Origin of the sequence: Streptomyces sp. 840.1 (assembly GCF_003751445.1) — a bacterium.
GTDB lineage: Bacteria > Actinomycetota > Actinomycetes > Streptomycetales > Streptomycetaceae > Streptomyces.
On record NZ_RJUU01000003.1, the window covers coordinates 1,119,382 to 1,134,180 of the forward strand.

Genomic DNA, 14,799 nt, shown 5'->3' on the forward strand with positions numbered 1-14,799 from the left:
ACGGACGAACGACCGCCGGGCGGCACGCCTCACGCGTGCCGCCCGGCGGCGTTCGCCGTCGAGCCGGGACTACTTCAGCGTGTATGACTTCGCCGCCGGTGCCGCTCGGGCCGGCCGGACGACCTTGAGGCCGCCGGGGGTCCCGGCGTCCGGCTTCATGATCACGCTCTCCCGGGTCGAGGGGGCCGCCGGGTCGGAGAAGTCGTGCGGCATCCCGAAGTCGCTGCCGAAGTCCGTGATGGTCAGCAGGGCCCTGTCGATGCCCTCACGGGTGAGGTCCTTGGCGGTGCAGGCCTTCTTCAGCGCCTCGCCGAACAGGCTCGCCGCGTTGTAGCCGGCGATGACGCCGTTGTCGAGGCCGTCCTTCGGGTAGGCGGCCGCGTACGCCTTGGCGAGCTTCGCCGGGCCGGCGCCCGGGTCACCGATCGGGAGGGTGGACGCGGCGACGTAGTAGTCCTTCGTCAGGGCCGGCCCGGCCTGCGTCTTCAGCAACTGGGGCGCGTAGGCCGAGTTGTTGCCGACGACCGGGACCTTGAATCCGGTGGCCGCGGCGACTCCGACGAGCGAGGCCGCCTGACGCGGGCCCGCGCTGACGACAACGGCCTTGACGCCCGCCTGCTTGAGCGCGGCGACCTGGGCGGTCATGTCGTTGTCGGTGGGCTTGATCTTCTGCTCGACGACGGTGAGACCCGCCTGCTCGGCCGCGTACTTCGAGCCCGCGAGCGCGTTCTCGCCGTAGTCGCCCTCGAAGTAGACGTGACCGATCCTGTCGCCCCTGGCGATGCGCTTCCCGGCGAGCAGGTAGTCGATCGCGTTGATCGTCTCGACGTCGTACGTGGCACCGATGACTCGGACGTACTTGCTGCCGAGCAGATTCGCCGACCAGGCCTGCGGCAGGACGAGGCCCTTGTCCTGGCCGTCGATGCGCTGCTCGACCGCGGCCACGAACGGCGAGCCGATGAACTGGACGAAGCCCAGCACCTTCGGCGCCAGTTCGGTGTACCCGGCGACGGCCTTCTGGGGATCGTATCCGTGGTCGCGCACGGTCAGCTGGACCTTGCGCCCGCAGATGCCGCCCGCGGCGTTGGTCTGCTTCACCCAGAGCTGCTGGGCCTGGGTGACGCTCTTGCCGAGCGAGGCGTAGACCCCGGTCATGTCGGTGAGCGCGCCCAGCGAGATCACCGAGTCGGTGACGCCGACGCCGGTCTTCACACCGCCCTTGTCCTGGGCCCCCTCGTCGGCGGACCCGGCCTTCTGGCTGCAGCCCACGAGGGTGAGGGCGAGGGCCGCGCACACGGCCCCGAGCACACGCAGTTTCATTTCTTCTCCCCTGAGTTCTTCATCGGACGGGTCAGGCCGCCGGGCAGGAACAGGACAGCCGCGACCACCGCGGCGCCGTACAGGTAGCGCGAGGCCTCGCCCGGTGCCAGTCCGCCCGTACCGGGGGCGGAGACCAGGGGCAGGGAATCGCTGTAGTGGGTGAGCAGCTGCGGAAGCAGCGAGACGAACGCGGCCCCGACGACCGCTCCCGCCACGGTCCCGAGCCCGCCGATGACGATCATGGCGAGGTATTCCAGGGACAGGACCATGCCGAAGTACTCGGGCACGGTCCGCTGGAAGACCAGTGCGAGCAGGACGCCCGCCAGTCCCGCGTACATCGAGGACAGGACGAAGACACCGGCCCGGTAGCGGGCGACCGGGACGCCCATCACTCCGGCCGCGATGCGGTGGTCACGGATGGCGTTGAGTGCCCTGCCGGGGCGGCCGCGCAGCACGCCCCGGGCGAACAGAGCGCTCAGCAGCAGGGCGAGCAGTGCCGCGTACCAGAGCTTCTCGGCGGACTGGAAGGGCACCGCGGCCACCGTCACCTCGGTGTCGTCGAAACCGAAGCCGAAGACGGAGAGCGGCGGGACGGCGCGGCCGTTGTAGCCGCCGGTGAGCGAGCCCGCGTTGAACAGCACGTGCTGGCCGATGAAGATCAGGGCCAGGGTCGCGATGCCGAGGTAGGCGCCGCGCAGCCGGCTCGCGATGGGGCTGAACAGCCCGCCGGCGGCTCCGGCCAGGAGTACGGCGAGCACGGCGGCGAGCCAGCTGGGCAGGCCGAGTCCGGAGAGCTCGTGTCCGTTCTCCGTGCCGCCCTCCCCCGCCAGGACGCAGTAGCCGTACGCCCCCACCGCGAGAAAGAAGGCGTGCCCCAGGGAGAGCTGGCCGGTGGCGCCGGTCAGCAGGTTGAGCCCGATGGCGCCGATGGCGGCGGCCATCGCGAAGAGTCCCGCCTGCAGCCAGAAGCGGTCCAGGTAGAAGGGGAAGGCGAGGAGCAGCACCGTGCCGACGGCCCAGAGCCAGGTACGGGGGTGGCGCAGCCGGGCGGCGAGCACAGGTCCGGGCGTGCGGGGCGCGGGCTTCGCCGCGGATCCGGGCTGTGCCGTGGTGTCAGACACGGGCGAGCTCCTTCGTACCGAAGAGCCCCGCGGGACGCAGCAACAGCACCAGCACCATCACGAGGTAGGGGGCGAGGTCGCCGATTCCCCGGCCCAGGAAGGAGAGGTCGCTCTGGTAGCCGGTGGCGAGGGACTCGGTGACGCCGACGAGGAGTCCCCCGGCCAGTGCGCCGGTGGTGGAGTCGAGTCCGCCGAGGATCGCGGCGGGAAACGCCTTGAGGGCGGCCAGCGAGGTGGCCCGTTCCAGACCGGGTGTGGGGAAGACGGTGAGGAAGAGGGCCGCGACGGCGGCGAGCGCTCCGGCGACCGCCCAGGCGGCGAGCGAGACCCGGCCGAGCTTGATCCCCATCAGGGCGGCCGTCTGCGGGTTCTCGGCCGCGGCCCGCATCGACACCCCCCAGGAGGTGAAGCGGAAGGCGAGCAGGAACACGGTGATGAGGAGGGCGGCGGCGACGAAGGCGGCGACTCTGGTCTGTGCGAGGGTGACGCCTGCGGCGGTGATGACCCCGTCGCCCCAGGGGTCACCGAGCGAGAGCACCTCCGTGCCCATCCGACGGGTGAGTTCGGTGGTGAGCAGGATGTCGACGCCGATGGTGACGATGGCCAGGACGCTGTGGTCGCTGCCCCGGTAGCGGCGCATCACCAGGAACTCGACGGCCGCTCCGACGGCGGCCGCGCCGGCGATGCCGACGGCGAGCGCGGGCCAGAACCCGATGTCGTCGTGGAGCACGGCGGTGACGTAGCCGCCCGCGAGCAGCAGGGAGGCATGGGCGAAGTTGACGACCTCGGTCGCCTTGAAGATGACGACGAAGCCCAGTGCGATCAGTGCGTAGACCGCTCCGATGGACAGTCCGCCGAGGAGGAGTTCGATGAAGGTGGTCATTCCTGTGCCCCCAAGTAGGCCTGGACGACAGCCGGATCGTTCTGGACCTCGGCGGGGCTGCCGCCGGCGATCCTGCGTCCGAAGTCGAGTACGGTCACGGCGTCCGCGAGCCGCATCACCACTCCCATGTCGTGTTCGACGAGCACGATCGAGATGCCGAGGCTGTCCCGGACCCCGGCCACGACCTCGGCGGTGCGCCGCCGTTCGTCGGCGGTCATCCCGGCGACGGGTTCGTCCAGGAGGAGGACCTGCGGCTCCATGCACAGCGCGCGGCCGAGCTCGACGAGCTTCTGCTGCCCGTACGGGAGCGCCCCGGCCGGCCGCTCCAGCTCCTTGTCCAGGCCGAGGAATTCGGCGATCTCCCGGACCCGGTCCAGGTGCCGCCGGGCCTCGCGGGTTGCGGCCGGGAGCCGCAGTCCGCTCGCCAGGAAGCCGGCCCGGGTGAGCCGGTGACGGCCGAGCAGCAGGCTGTCGGTGACGGTGGTGTGCGGAGGCAGCGCGAGGTTCTGGAAGGTCCGGGCGACACCGAGTGCGGCGATCTTGTGCGGGGCGAGTCCGGTGAGCCGGGCCGTACCGAGGTGGACGCTGCCGGATGTGGCCCGGTAGACCCCGGACAGCACGTTGAAGGTCGTCGACTTCCCCGCCCCGTTGGGGCCGATGACGGCGTGCACGCTGCCGGGCTCCACGGTGAAGGAGACGCCGTCCAGGGCGGTGAGTCCGGCGAAGCGGACGGTGACGTCCCGCACGGTGAGGGCGGCCGGGAGCAGGGCGGTGTGGCCGGCGGTCTTCAAGCGGACCACCTGCTCAGGGTGCGTACGGAGCCGGCGGGCCGGTCCGTGCCGGCGGCCGTCTCGTCGACGACGCCCAGATAGCGCCGGCGTACCTCGTCCGAGGCGGCGAGTTCGTCGGCCGGCCCCTCCAGGGTGATCTCGCCGACCTCCAGTACATACGCCGTCGAGGCGAGCCGCAGGGCCATCGCCGCGTTCTGCTCGACGAGCAGGACGGAGGTGCCCGCCGCGTTGATCTCCCGCACCGTCTCGGCGATCCTGGCCGCCATCAGAGGGGCGAGGCCGAGCGAGGGCTCGTCGAGCAGCAGCAGCCGGGGCCGCGCCATGAGCGCCCGCCCCATGGCCAGCATCTGCTGCTCGCCGCCGGAGAGCAGCCCGGCGCGCTGGTGTGCGCGCTGGGCCAGTACGGGGAACAGCTCGTGCACGCGGGCCAGTGCGCCGGCCGACGCCCTGCGGCCACCGCGGGCTCCCAGGGCGCCCGCCCGCAGGTTGTCGGCCACGGTCATCCGGGCGAACACCTGTCGTCCCTCGGGGACCTGGACCACTCCGGCGGCCACCACCCGGGCGGGAGGCAGCCCGTCCAGCCGGTGCCCGTCGAAGCGGACGGTGCCGGTGCCCGTTGCGCGGTGGAAACCGAGGGTGCGCGAGACGGCCCGCAGCAGTGTGGTCTTGCCGGCCCCGTTGCCGCCGAGCACGGCGGTGATCGCCCCCGCCGGCACGTCGAGGGAGACGTCGCGCAGGGAGCGTACGGGGCCGTAGCCCACGGACAGTCCACGGATCTCCAGCGTTGCCATGCGTCCTCCTCCTCCGCCTTGTCATCGAGCCGGCCCGACGCGATTCGCCGGGCCGGGTGGCGCCGGAGCCGGGGCCGCCGACTGCGACCGTGCCCGCCACCTGCGCCGTGGGGCCACAGACCAGCAGCGGGGCAGGCCGCCCGTCCATGGCGTGCGGCCGAGACGCTGCGGGTGACCAGTGCCGGAGTCCGCCGCTTGTGCACGCGCACAGAGACGGGCCGTGCGCTGTCGCCGCCCGTCGGGGCCGGTGGCATCCTCACGTCGGCGGCCCGGCCACCGGTGCGGGCGCCGAGGGGGCCGCGGCGGCCTGTGGAGGACGGAGCGGACATGCGGGGGCGCGGGGAGGACCGGGGGTGGGCGCTGCTCGACGCGCTGCTCGACGACCGGAGCGCACCGGGGCTCGCCGCCCTGGCCGCCGAGGTGCTGGGCCTTGCGGAGTGCGGCCGGTACGCGGTGGCCGTGCTGTCGCTTCGCGGATGCCCCGGCCCCGGGCCCCGGGCCCCGGTCGCGCACGGGCTGCGGTTCCTCTGGCGGGTCCGGCCGGACCGGGTGCTCGGGGTGGTCGCGCTGGGTGAGGCGGAGCCGGCCTCGGTCGCCGCGCTGCTGGCTGACCGGTGTCGGGGCCCGGGTGGGGTCAGCCCGGCCGTGCGGGGCCTGGCGGGTCTGGGTACGGCGCGCCGGCTGGCCGACGCGGCGCTGCTGACGTGCGGCACCGGCCGGGGGGATGTCGCCTGCCTGGACGGCAGGGTCCCCGCGGCCCTGGTGGCCGGGCTGCCCCCGGTGTCGGCCTACCTGGCGGCGGAGGTCTTCGGCGCGCTGTTGGCGCGCGGCCCTGCGGAGCGGGCGCTGCTGTTGTCGACGCTGGACGCCTGGCTGGAGTGCGGAGGCTCGGCGGGGCGGGCGGCCGGCCGGCTGCGCTGCCACCGGAACACGGTGCTGAACCGGCTGCGGCGGCTGGAGGCACTGACGTCACGGTCGTTGTCCCGGCCGAGGGAACTGGTCGAGGTGGTGCTGGCCCTGGACGCGTTGAGGCTGCTCCCAGCAGCGGCGCTGTGAGGTGTCGGCGCGGAGGCACGGGACGCGCCCGTACCTCCGCGCCGGGGGTCAGCGCAGGAAGTCCCGGGCGATGGACTCCGCCGCCCGCTCCAGCAGCGGTCCCGCCTCGGCCATGCACACCGCCGGGTCCGGCTCCAGGTCCGTGAGCGCGTACGCGCGGCGGATGCCGGCCCGCCCCAGCGCCTCCGGGGGCAGTGCGAGGCGGCCGCAGACCGCGACGACCTCGATGCCCGCCGCCCTGGCCGCAGCGGCGACTCCCGCCGGGGCCTTGCCGTGCAGGGTCTGCTCGTCGAGCGAACCCTCGCCGGTGATGACCAGCGTGGCGCGGGCCAGCGCGGGGGCGAAGCCGAGCACGTCGAGCATCACGTCGATCCCGGGCCTGAACCGTGCGCCGAGGGCGGCCAGCGCCCCGTACCCGATGCCGCCCGCCGCACCCGCGCCGGGCAGGTCGGCGTGGTCCGGGCCCAGCACGGACGCGTAGTGGGCGAGCGCCGCGTCCAGGACCGCGATGTCCTCCTCGGTCGCGCCCTTCTGGCGCCCGTACACCTCCGGTGCGCCCTTCGGTCCGGTCAGCGGGTTGTCGACGTCGCTCGCGAGGATCAGGTCGACCCCGGTGAGCCTCGGGTCGAGCCCGGACAGATCGGCCGAGACGAGGGCGGCGAGCCCGCCGCCCCCCGGGCCCACGGGCTTGCCGTCCGCGTCCAGGAACCGCGCGCCGAGCGCGGCCAGCATGCCCGCGCCGCCGTCCGTGGTCGCGCTGCCGCCGACCCCGAACACGATGGTCCGCGCACCTGCCTCCAGTGCGGCGAGCAGCAGTTCGCCGGATCCGTACGTGGTCGCGGTGAGCGGCGCGAAGACGCCGTCGGGAAGGTGCTGGAGGCCCGAGGCCTCGGCCATCTCCACCACCGCCGTGGTGTCGCGCAGGGCGTACGCCGCCGTCACCGGGTCACCGAGCGGCCCGGTCACCCGCGCCTCGCGGCGCTCGAACCCGGCGGCCACCGCGGCCGCCACCGTGCCGTCGCCGCCGTCCGCCACCGGCAGGGTCTCCACGGCCACCTCGGGAGCGATGCTCCGCAGCCCGGCCGTCACCCGCTCAGCGACCTGTACAGCCGTGAGCGAGCCCTTGAACTTGTCCGCCGCGACGAGCACGCGTGCGGCCTTCATCACTGCTCCGTCCGTCACCTTGAATCCCTTTGCTTTCGAACAGGCAGTCGCGCCGCCCCGACCCTATCCGGACCACCCGCCTCCTGCCCATGGGTGTCCGTGCCCTGGACCGGCGGGGCTGTGCCGCGGGGGACGCGGCGGGCGGTGACACGCGAGCGCGCCGACCCTCATGACCGAGGGTCGGCTGCGGGTGCCGGAACACGGCACGGTGGGCCGGTGCGATCACCGGCGGTGCGGGAGACGGCCGCAAGCGACGGAGGCGGCCGGGATCCGGTCGCGCGTCACGCCCTGCTGCGGAAAGCCGCCACCTGATGCCCGCGGTCCCGCGTCACTGGACGCGGGACTTGGACGGGGCGCTCTCCGTGTCCTCGTCGTCATCGTCATCGGATCCCGGTACGTGCACGTCGAGCACCTTGATGTTGATCTCGACGACTTCCAGCCCGGTCATCGTTTCGACCGCGTCGGTGACATGGGTCCGGATGTTCCTCGCGGCCTCCAGGATGGGGATGCCGTACTCCACCACGATGTCCACGTCGATGGCGGTCTGCTTCTCGCCCACCTCCACCTTCACCCCGCGGCCGTGGTCGTTGGAGCGGGACACCTTCTCCTTGACCGCCCCGAACGCCCGGGAGGCGCCCCCGCCGACGGTATGGATCCCGTCGGTCTCGCGCACGGCTATTCCGGCGATCGTCGAAACCACCGTGTCCGCGATGACCGTGGTCCCCCGGGTTCCGCCCTTGTTGTCGCTCTCACCCAGTGCAGTACCACTCTGACTGTCGTTTGTCGCCATGAGTTCCTCGCACAGATTCGTCCTGTGAGGGGGCGGACCGGACCCGGCGGATGCCTTCCGCCGTCCTGTGCCCCCAGTTCCACTGTGCTCCGGATACGTGACCTGCGCCATTCGGGTGGGACGGGCGGTAGGCACCCGTGTGCGGACAGGCTTCCGCGCCCGGCCCGTGGCCCCGCCGTCAGTCCCGGGGCAGCAGGCTGCCGAGGGGGCCCAGGTCAAGGTTGAGGTCCTCCGGGCGCACACCGTGCTGCTCGCAGAGTTCCGTCATCCGCTGGTCGAGCAGCATGAGCGTCGTGCCGATCTCATCGGTCTGGTCGTCGGTGAGATCGCCCTGGTCGATGCGGCGCAGCGCCTGGCGTTCCATCAGCTGACGGAGCAGCTCGACCACGGTGAGGACGAGGGTGACGAGGTCGCGCCCCATCTTCTCGGAGTCCAGGTCGACTCGTGAGGTCGTCACAGCGGCCCGCTGTCCGCCCACGGGGCAGGTACGCGTTCGTTGACGGATGACAGCAGGGCATGCAGGGACACCCGCACGAGCGGGACATCGGCGATCGCGATCACCAGGTCACCGCTGACGACGACCCCGGTCGCCAGGACCCGGTCCAGGAGGTCCACCAACGGCACCCCGATGGGCCCGTTCAACGCGCCCGGACTGTCCCACGGAACCACGTCGTGCGTCACGGCTCACACCTCGCCGACGAAGGAGTAGGGGACCCACGGGCCGGAGACCTCGATCTGCGCACCGGTCTGCTCCCGCAAGCTCCTGGCCAGCAGGTCCAGCTCGCCCGACCGGTCCTCGGCGACCAGGTAGGTGGCGTTGAGCACCTGGACCCGGTGGTCACCGGCGGCCCCCTGGCCGTGCGGCCGGAGCCGGCGGGACGCCTTGGCGATCCGGCTCACGTGCGCGTCCACCGCCTCGGCGACGCGCAGGGACTCCTCCTGCCGCTGCTCGCGCTCCGTGCGCAGGTTCCGTTTGCGGTCCAGGTACGCGCGCCCCGCTCCCGGGGCCGGACGGTCCTGGCCGGCCGGTGCGCCGGGCCGCGGTGGGGCGGCGGCCGCGCGGGAGCCCGGCGATGCGGGCGCGTACACCTTCACCCCCCATTCGGCATGGTGCGCCACACGTCTCAGCGCCGTGTGGAAGCGCACCGACTCGGCGTCCAGCGCGTGCCTGGCCCTGTCCGGCCCGTTGTACAGGGTGGCGAGCGGCAGTGGCACCGTGGGCGCCTGTGCGGCGACCGCCGAGACGACCGCGTGGTGGGCGCGCGCGTACCGTTCGAGTTCCGCCTCGTCCGTCAGGCGCTCCTGCCAGGCCTCGTCCGTGAACTCGGCGGACCGGACGCTCTGCACGATCGCGGTGAGCGATCCGAAGGTGAGGGAACGGACGGGTTCCTCCTGGGCGACTCCGGTGACCCCGTCGAGGTCCACGGGCAGCTCGGCCCGGCAGACCGCGTACACGTAGATGGCGTTCGCGTCCGGGGCCTGGGGGCTGCGCTCCGTCATGTGCTTCTGTTCTCCCTGCGTCATCGCCCGGGGGCGGCTGTCTCTTCGGCCTTGGACTCGAGTTCCTTCAGGCGTTGGCGCAGATCGCGGTTCTCCTCCTGGAGGGCGTTGCGCGATGCCTTGGAGCTGAGCGCCGGGTCGGTCTCCCACCAGTCGATCCCGGCCTTCTTCGCGGTGTCCACGGATGCCACGAAGAGGCGGAGACGGATGGTGAGCAGCTCGATGTCGAGGAGGTCGATCTTGATGTCGCCGGCGATCACGATGCCCTTGTCCAGGACGCGCTCAAGGATGTCGGCGAGGTTGGTGGTCTGCGGCCCGGGGACAGGGTGGGTGGCACCCTGCCGGAAGTCGAGGTCAGTCACTGCGAGCCCTTCGCGATCGCTGCTTCGCGGAAGATGCCCGCCTCCTCGGCGGCGCCTCTTCCTCTTCTTCCTCTTCTTCCTCTTCCTCCTCCGGTTCGTCTTCCTCCTCGTCCTCGTCCTCGTCCGTCAGCTCGTCGTCCTCGTCCTCGTCCTCGTCCTCTTCGTCGCCGTCCTCTTCGTCACCGTCCTCTTCGTCCCACTCCTCGTCGCCGTCCTCGCCGTCCTCGTACTCCTCGTCGTCCGGGCCTTCCTCGTCCTCAGCCTCTTCCTCTTCCACGGCCTCTTCGTGGGACACGACGACTTCGCCGTCGCGGATCTCTCCGCGCCACCCGTCCGGCTCCTCCTCGGCGAGGGTGACGTAGCGCTGGAAGTGCTTGAAGTCGAGTCGCACCCGGCGCCCCTGAGCACGCCAGAGGTTTCCCGTCTTCTCGAAGAACCCGGATGGGTAGTACTCCATGACCAGCACGATGCGCGTGAGGGACGGCGTCAGTTCGTGGAAACTCACCGCGCCCCGGGTCGTGCCCTTGGACCCCTCCGACGTCCAGACGATGCGTTCGTCGGGCACCTGCTCCTGGACGGTCGCCTTGAAGCTTCGCGACGACGGCCCCACCTTGACCTTCCAGTCACTGGACGTCTCATCGCTCGTCGAGACGTCCTCCACGCCCTTGGCGAAGCTGCTGAACTGGTCGTACTGGGTCCAGTGGTCATAAGCGGTGCGCAGCGGCACTCCCACGTCGAGCACCTCGACGATGTTCATGGCCTTGCCACCGCTCGCCTTGCGCTTGCCCTTGCCGCCGCCGCCGAAGGCGCCCTTGGCCTTGTCCACGACGTTGTCCTTGACGTCCTTGGCCTTCCCGGAGACGAGCGCCTTCACCGGCGAATCGCCCTTGAGGATGCGGGACCCGATCGCCGGCAGGGAACCGCCGTTCTCAGCGACATCGGTCAGCTGACTCGTGACGTCCGTCAGCTTCTCTCCCGCCTTTTCGGCGAGTTTCTCCACCTGTGTGCTCACGAAGCCGGACAGCTCCTCCCGGAGCCTGTCCATTCCGGAGTCCTGCGCCTCAGGCTCTGCCTTTTCCGTCCTGGCCATGACTCGCTACCTCCGACCACTGGTGCGCTTGGATGCGGCCCGCTTCGCCGACGACGACTTGCCCGCTGCCGTCTTCTTGGCCGGTGCCTTCTTGGCCGGGGACGCCTTCTTGGCCGCGGCCTTCTTCGCCGGGGCGCTCTTCTTCGCAGCGGCCTTCTTCGCGGGCGCGGACCGCTTCGACGCGGCCTTCTTCGCCGGGGCGCTCTTCTTCGCAGCGGCCTTCTTGGCGGGGGCGCTCTTCTTGGCGGGGGCCTTCTTCGCGGGGGCGCTCTTCTTGGCCGCGGCCTTCTTCGCGGGCGCGGACCGCTTCGACGCCGCCTTCTTCGCCGGGGCGCTCTTCTTCGCAGCGGCCTTCTTCGCGGGCGCGGACCGGTGGGAGGCGTGCCTGCCCGGCTTCTTCTCCGGCTCCTCCTCGGCCTCGCTCTCCTCCTCCTCGTCTACCGACTGGTCGTCCTCCTCGTCCTCTTCGTCCTCGTCGGTCTCTTCGTCCTCCTCGTAGGGTTCCTCCTCGTCCGCGTACTCCTCTTCGTCCTCGTACCCCTCGCCTGCGGGCTCGTCCTCGTACTCGTCCTCGTCCTCGTCGTCGTCGTACTCGTCGTCGTACTCGTCGTCCTTGCCCTCGTCCTCGTCCTCGTCCCGCGGGGGTTCGAGGAGACGGGCCGTGCGGTCGCTGATCGTGTCGGCCAGCGAGCTCATGCTGCGATTGGCGGCGGCGGTCATGGCCTTGCGGCCCGCGTCGAGGACCTCGCCGCGGAGCTGATCCTGGAGCTCGGCGAACTGGGGCACCTCTCCGAGGCGGCGCATGCCTTCCGCGGCGAGCTGGCGTGGCTCAAGCCCGAACCGCCGGCCGGCGAGATAGGTGGCGACGGTGAGTGCCAGCCGCCCCTTCTTGGTCCGGCCCAGCACATAGCCACCCACTACGGCGGCCGCGAGGGTCACCTTCGTCTGGTCTTCCATGAGCGCGTCACCTTCGATCGATCTGTGCCGGACCGACCCGTGCGGCGTGCAGCCGGTCAAGCAGGCGTTCCTCTTCTCGTTCGAACTCCTCCAAGGAGATGTCCCCCGCCTCGAGTTCCTGATTGAGCACGGCCAGTTGTGCGCGTAGGACGGCCGGGTCGTGCAACTCACGATCGGCGGCGTCGTTGAGCTTCTCCGCCACCCAGACCACGCCTCGGACGGGAGCGATGGGGAGGGTGAGGAGGCCCGTGATCAGTCCCATGTCACTCCCCGCCCACGGACACGGTCGCGGGGCGTGCCTCGAGGGAGACGAAGCTGTAGCAGGGCAGCGGGCCGGCCAGCCGTAACTCGACATGCTCACGGTGGGCCTGCGCGAAGCGTCGTGCCCCGTCGAGGAAGGAGTCGGCGGCGCCGTGGTCGACGAGGAAGGAGACGTTCAGGGCGCAGCCCGCGACCTCGGGCCCCGCGGCCACCGCGCGCGCCCCGGGCTCCAGCTCGCTCAGCATGCGCCGCCCGGCCGCGGCCGCCCTGCGGGTGAGCGCCGCCGAGATGGCTTCGCCCAGGCGCAGGCTGGCCTCGTAGCCGGGGTGTCGTCGCACGGCTTCGCGGAGCCGGCGTACGTTCCCCTCCTCGGCCACCAGGGTGGCCAGCGCGTCCTGGGCGGGAAGTGCCTTCACGTTGATCTCGATGTGCCCGGCCAGCCGGTCCAGGGTGGCGGCATGTGCGGATTCGGCGGCGGCCAGCTGATTCAGGACCGTCGCCTCGTCCGGCGCGACCATGCCGAACCGCATGGGCAGGACCGGCCCGTCGTCCGCCAGGCGCATCAGCAGGTCCTGGTGCGCCAACAGGTCCCGGCGGCGTGCGCGGAGCTGGGGCGGGGCGTCGCTGATGACCGCGCCGAGCGGACCCTGCCGGATCATCCGAAGGCGTGCGGGAGGGGATCCCACCCCGCCGACGCCCTTCGGGAGCCGTGTTCCGGCCCGCAGGATGGCGTAGACGTACACACCGTCGGCTGTCACGCGTTCGCCTCCGAGCGGCGTCGCCGGCTCTCGCCGCTGCGGGCAGGAGCCCGCCGCTTCCTCGGCCGCTCCTGCGGCTCGTCCTCGTCCTCGTCGCCCGCCCCCACCGCCTTGCGCACGGTGTCGCCCACGGTCTCGGCCGCGCTGCGCACCTTTCGCTTGCCGACGGACTTGGCGACACCGCCACCGAGCAGCTCGGGGATGGTGGTGCTGCCGGAGTCCCGCTCCAGATCGAGCCGGTTGCACGCCTCCGCGAACCGCAGATAGGTGTCCACACTCGCGACGACGATGCGCGCGTCGATCTTCAGGATCTCGATGCCGACCAGTGAGACCCGGATGAAGACGTCGATGACCATGCCACGATCAAGAATCAGTTCCAGCACGTCGTACAAGGTGCCGGCGCGAGGGGGACAGGCCACTACTTCGTCGGAGTAGGTGGTCGCGGTCATGGAATGTCCTTCCAGCAGGGGAGCGGAGACGGATCACTCGTCGGCTGCACCACGTCGGTAGCGCCGGACCCTGCGGTATTCCAGGAGTTCACCGGCCCGATCGAGCTGCACCTCGTAGGAGGCGAGGAGGCTCGTGGTGTCGGGAATCCGTGGGACCTCCAGGACATCCACCACCACGCACCAGCCGTCGTCGGAACGCCGGACGGCGGACACACCCTCTGTGGGGTGGCCGATCAGCCTCTCCAGGCTCTGGCAGGCAGCGTTGGCCGCATGCTCCGGACCCCGCGCGGATTTCGCACGGCGGGCGGTCGCCGTCTTTGTGCTCCCGGCGGATTTGCGACGCTCTTCTGCCATATGGCCAGTCTGGTCACTCCCGCCGACTACGCATCTTGAGCGACGCCATCGGAGCGGTCACGGCCCCGCGCGACAGGGTGAGAACCCGGCCGCGCCCAGGCCCGGCGGGGCGCCCGCTCCGGGGCCCGGCACAGCGAGAAGGCACCCGCCCAGGTGAGTGGGCGGGTGCCCGCCGCTTCGCGCTGCCCGGTCACGCTCCGCGTTGTTCGACCGCGTACGCTTCACGCGGGTTCCGAACGCCGTACGACCCGCCGTGCCGCACCGCCGCCGGCCGCAGGCCGTCGAACAGGTGATCTCCCCCGCTTCCGGGTGGGGTAATGTTGATGGCTGCGAAGGGGAGTAGCCCCGCAAACCGGTCGTCGACACACTGGAACCTCCGGGTTCCCGGTGGCCGGGTCCGTGGATTTCCGCGGACGGGCGAGACCTTCGGTCAGGTATGACGCACCCACGCCCCGTGGGTGCCGCCGTCATGCCGGGCCGAGTGGTCCTCCGAAAAGCCCGAGTGGCACTTCGCGGAAGATCCGGGGCCCGGCTCTTACAGAAAGCCACCCGGAATGCATCTCGACCCCCTGGCGATCCTCACCGCTTTCGGGCTGATCTTCCTCGCGGAGCTCCCCGACAAGACGATGTTCGCGTCGCTGGCCATGGGCACGCGCATGCGCCCGCTCTACGTCTGGTTCGGTACGTCGTCCGCGTTCATCGTCCATGTCGCCATCGCGGTCGGGGCGGGTGGCCTGCTCGGGCTGCTGCCCGACTGGATCGTCAAGCTCGTCTCGGCCCTGCTGTTCGCGTTCGGGGCGTTCATGCTCCTGCGGGCCGGCGGGGGCGACGACGAGGACGAGGACACCCCGAAGACCGTGACCGGTTTCTGGCCGGTGTACTCGACCGCGTTCATGGCGGTGTTCATCAGTGAGTGGGGCGACCTCACCCAGATCACCACGGCCAACCTGGCGGCGAGCAACGGCGCCTGGTCCACCGCGATCGGGTCCGCCGCGGCCCTGATGTCCGTATCCGCGCTGGCGCTGCTCGCCGGCCGGTTCATCGCCAAGCGCGTACCGCTCAAGACGGTCCAGCGCGTCGGTGGGCTGTGCATGCTGGGGCTGGCGATCTGGACGGTCATCGAGATCTTCACCGGCTGACCCGGCCGCGACA

The 14,799-nt window shown here is 71.5% G+C and carries 19 protein-coding genes; 2 read left to right on the forward strand and 17 right to left on the reverse strand.

The window, feature by feature from the left end; genetic code table 11:
* Positions 1-69 precede the first annotated feature (69 nt).
* Genes EDD93_RS37330 through EDD93_RS37350 form a run of 5 tightly spaced genes read right to left on the reverse strand, consistent with a single transcriptional unit; the run spans position 70 to position 4,906 of the window.
* Positions 70-1,320 carry an ABC transporter substrate-binding protein gene (locus tag EDD93_RS37330; RefSeq protein WP_123531094.1) on the reverse strand — a complete coding sequence of 417 codons (1,251 nt, stop codon included), beginning with the start codon at positions 1,318-1,320 and terminating at the stop codon, positions 70-72.
* Complete coding sequence (locus EDD93_RS37335) at positions 1,317-2,441, reverse strand: branched-chain amino acid ABC transporter permease (RefSeq protein WP_185092639.1); 1,125 nt, start codon at positions 2,439-2,441, stop codon at positions 1,317-1,319. The genes EDD93_RS37330 and EDD93_RS37335 overlap by 4 nt, the downstream gene beginning before the upstream one ends.
* The gene (locus tag EDD93_RS37340) at positions 2,434-3,324 is read right to left on the reverse strand and encodes a branched-chain amino acid ABC transporter permease (RefSeq protein WP_123531096.1); all 891 of its coding nucleotides are present in this window, start codon (positions 3,322-3,324) and stop codon (positions 2,434-2,436) included. The genes EDD93_RS37335 and EDD93_RS37340 overlap by 8 nt, the downstream gene beginning before the upstream one ends.
* Positions 3,321-4,115 carry an ABC transporter ATP-binding protein gene (locus EDD93_RS37345; protein ID WP_398906429.1) on the reverse strand — a complete coding sequence of 265 codons (795 nt, stop codon included), beginning with the start codon at positions 4,113-4,115 and terminating at the stop codon, positions 3,321-3,323. The genes EDD93_RS37340 and EDD93_RS37345 overlap by 4 nt, the downstream gene beginning before the upstream one ends.
* Positions 4,112-4,906: an ABC transporter ATP-binding protein gene (locus tag EDD93_RS37350; protein WP_123531100.1), complete on the reverse strand. Its 795-nt coding sequence runs from the start codon at positions 4,904-4,906 to the stop codon at positions 4,112-4,114. Before EDD93_RS37350 ends, EDD93_RS37345 begins: the two co-directional genes overlap by 4 nt.
* Positions 4,907-5,233: 327 nt before the next feature.
* Between EDD93_RS37350 and EDD93_RS37355 the strand changes: the two genes are divergently transcribed.
* Positions 5,234-5,962: a CdaR family transcriptional regulator gene (locus tag EDD93_RS37355; RefSeq protein WP_123531102.1), complete on the forward strand. Its 729-nt coding sequence runs from the start codon at positions 5,234-5,236 to the stop codon at positions 5,960-5,962.
* Between the two features lie 48 nt (positions 5,963-6,010).
* Here the strand turns inward: EDD93_RS37355 and EDD93_RS37360 are convergent, their stop codons facing one another.
* The 12 genes from EDD93_RS37360 to EDD93_RS37415 all read right to left on the reverse strand — a co-directional run bounded on the left by EDD93_RS37360 (position 6,011) and on the right by EDD93_RS37415 (position 13,647).
* Complete coding sequence (locus tag EDD93_RS37360; RefSeq protein ID WP_123531104.1) at positions 6,011-7,126, reverse strand: glycerate kinase; 1,116 nt, start codon at positions 7,124-7,126, stop codon at positions 6,011-6,013.
* A 328-nt stretch (positions 7,127-7,454) separates the two neighbouring features.
* Positions 7,455-7,916: an Asp23/Gls24 family envelope stress response protein gene (locus EDD93_RS37365; RefSeq protein WP_123531106.1), complete on the reverse strand. Its 462-nt coding sequence runs from the start codon at positions 7,914-7,916 to the stop codon at positions 7,455-7,457.
* A gap of 178 nt (positions 7,917-8,094) precedes the next feature.
* Positions 8,095-8,373 (reverse strand): gas vesicle protein K, encoded by a 279-nt coding sequence (locus tag EDD93_RS37370; protein WP_123531663.1) that lies wholly within the window; start codon positions 8,371-8,373, stop codon positions 8,095-8,097.
* The gene (locus EDD93_RS37375; protein ID WP_123531108.1) at positions 8,370-8,597 is read right to left on the reverse strand and encodes a gas vesicle protein; all 228 of its coding nucleotides are present in this window, start codon (positions 8,595-8,597) and stop codon (positions 8,370-8,372) included. The genes EDD93_RS37370 and EDD93_RS37375 overlap by 4 nt, the downstream gene beginning before the upstream one ends.
* 3 nt (positions 8,598-8,600) lie before the next feature.
* Complete coding sequence (locus EDD93_RS37380; protein ID WP_123531110.1) at positions 8,601-9,416, reverse strand: GvpL/GvpF family gas vesicle protein; 816 nt, start codon at positions 9,414-9,416, stop codon at positions 8,601-8,603.
* Positions 9,417-9,436: 20 nt separating this feature from the next.
* Complete coding sequence (gene gvpJ, locus EDD93_RS37385; RefSeq protein ID WP_123531112.1) at positions 9,437-9,778, reverse strand: gas vesicle protein GvpJ; 342 nt, start codon at positions 9,776-9,778, stop codon at positions 9,437-9,439.
* Complete coding sequence (locus EDD93_RS37390; RefSeq protein WP_123531114.1) at positions 9,771-10,868, reverse strand: SRPBCC family protein; 1,098 nt, start codon at positions 10,866-10,868, stop codon at positions 9,771-9,773. The genes gvpJ and EDD93_RS37390 overlap by 8 nt, the downstream gene beginning before the upstream one ends.
* 6 nt (positions 10,869-10,874) lie before the next feature.
* Entirely contained in the window at positions 10,875-11,825 is a 951-nt protein-coding gene (locus EDD93_RS37395) for a histone protein (RefSeq protein WP_123531116.1), read from the reverse strand.
* Positions 11,826-11,832: 7 nt separating this feature from the next.
* Positions 11,833-12,087 carry a gas vesicle protein GvpG gene (locus EDD93_RS37400; RefSeq protein ID WP_123531118.1) on the reverse strand — a complete coding sequence of 85 codons (255 nt, stop codon included), beginning with the start codon at positions 12,085-12,087 and terminating at the stop codon, positions 11,833-11,835.
* Between the two features lies 1 nt (position 12,088).
* Positions 12,089-12,844, reverse strand: a complete 756-nt coding sequence (locus tag EDD93_RS37405; protein ID WP_123531120.1) for a GvpL/GvpF family gas vesicle protein — start codon at positions 12,842-12,844, stop codon at positions 12,089-12,091.
* On the reverse strand, positions 12,841-13,293 hold the full coding sequence (locus EDD93_RS37410) for a gas vesicle structural protein GvpA (protein WP_123531122.1): 453 nt from the start codon (positions 13,291-13,293) through the stop codon (positions 12,841-12,843). The genes EDD93_RS37405 and EDD93_RS37410 overlap by 4 nt, the downstream gene beginning before the upstream one ends.
* Before the next feature lie 33 nt (positions 13,294-13,326).
* Positions 13,327-13,647, reverse strand: coding sequence for a gas vesicle protein (locus EDD93_RS37415; RefSeq protein WP_123531124.1), 321 nt, complete (start codon positions 13,645-13,647; stop codon positions 13,327-13,329).
* Positions 13,648-14,201: 554 nt separating this feature from the next.
* Here EDD93_RS37415 and EDD93_RS37420 point away from each other — a divergent pair.
* Positions 14,202-14,786: a TMEM165/GDT1 family protein gene (locus EDD93_RS37420; protein WP_123531126.1), complete on the forward strand. Its 585-nt coding sequence runs from the start codon at positions 14,202-14,204 to the stop codon at positions 14,784-14,786.
* The last annotated feature ends 13 nt before the right edge of the window (positions 14,787-14,799 follow it).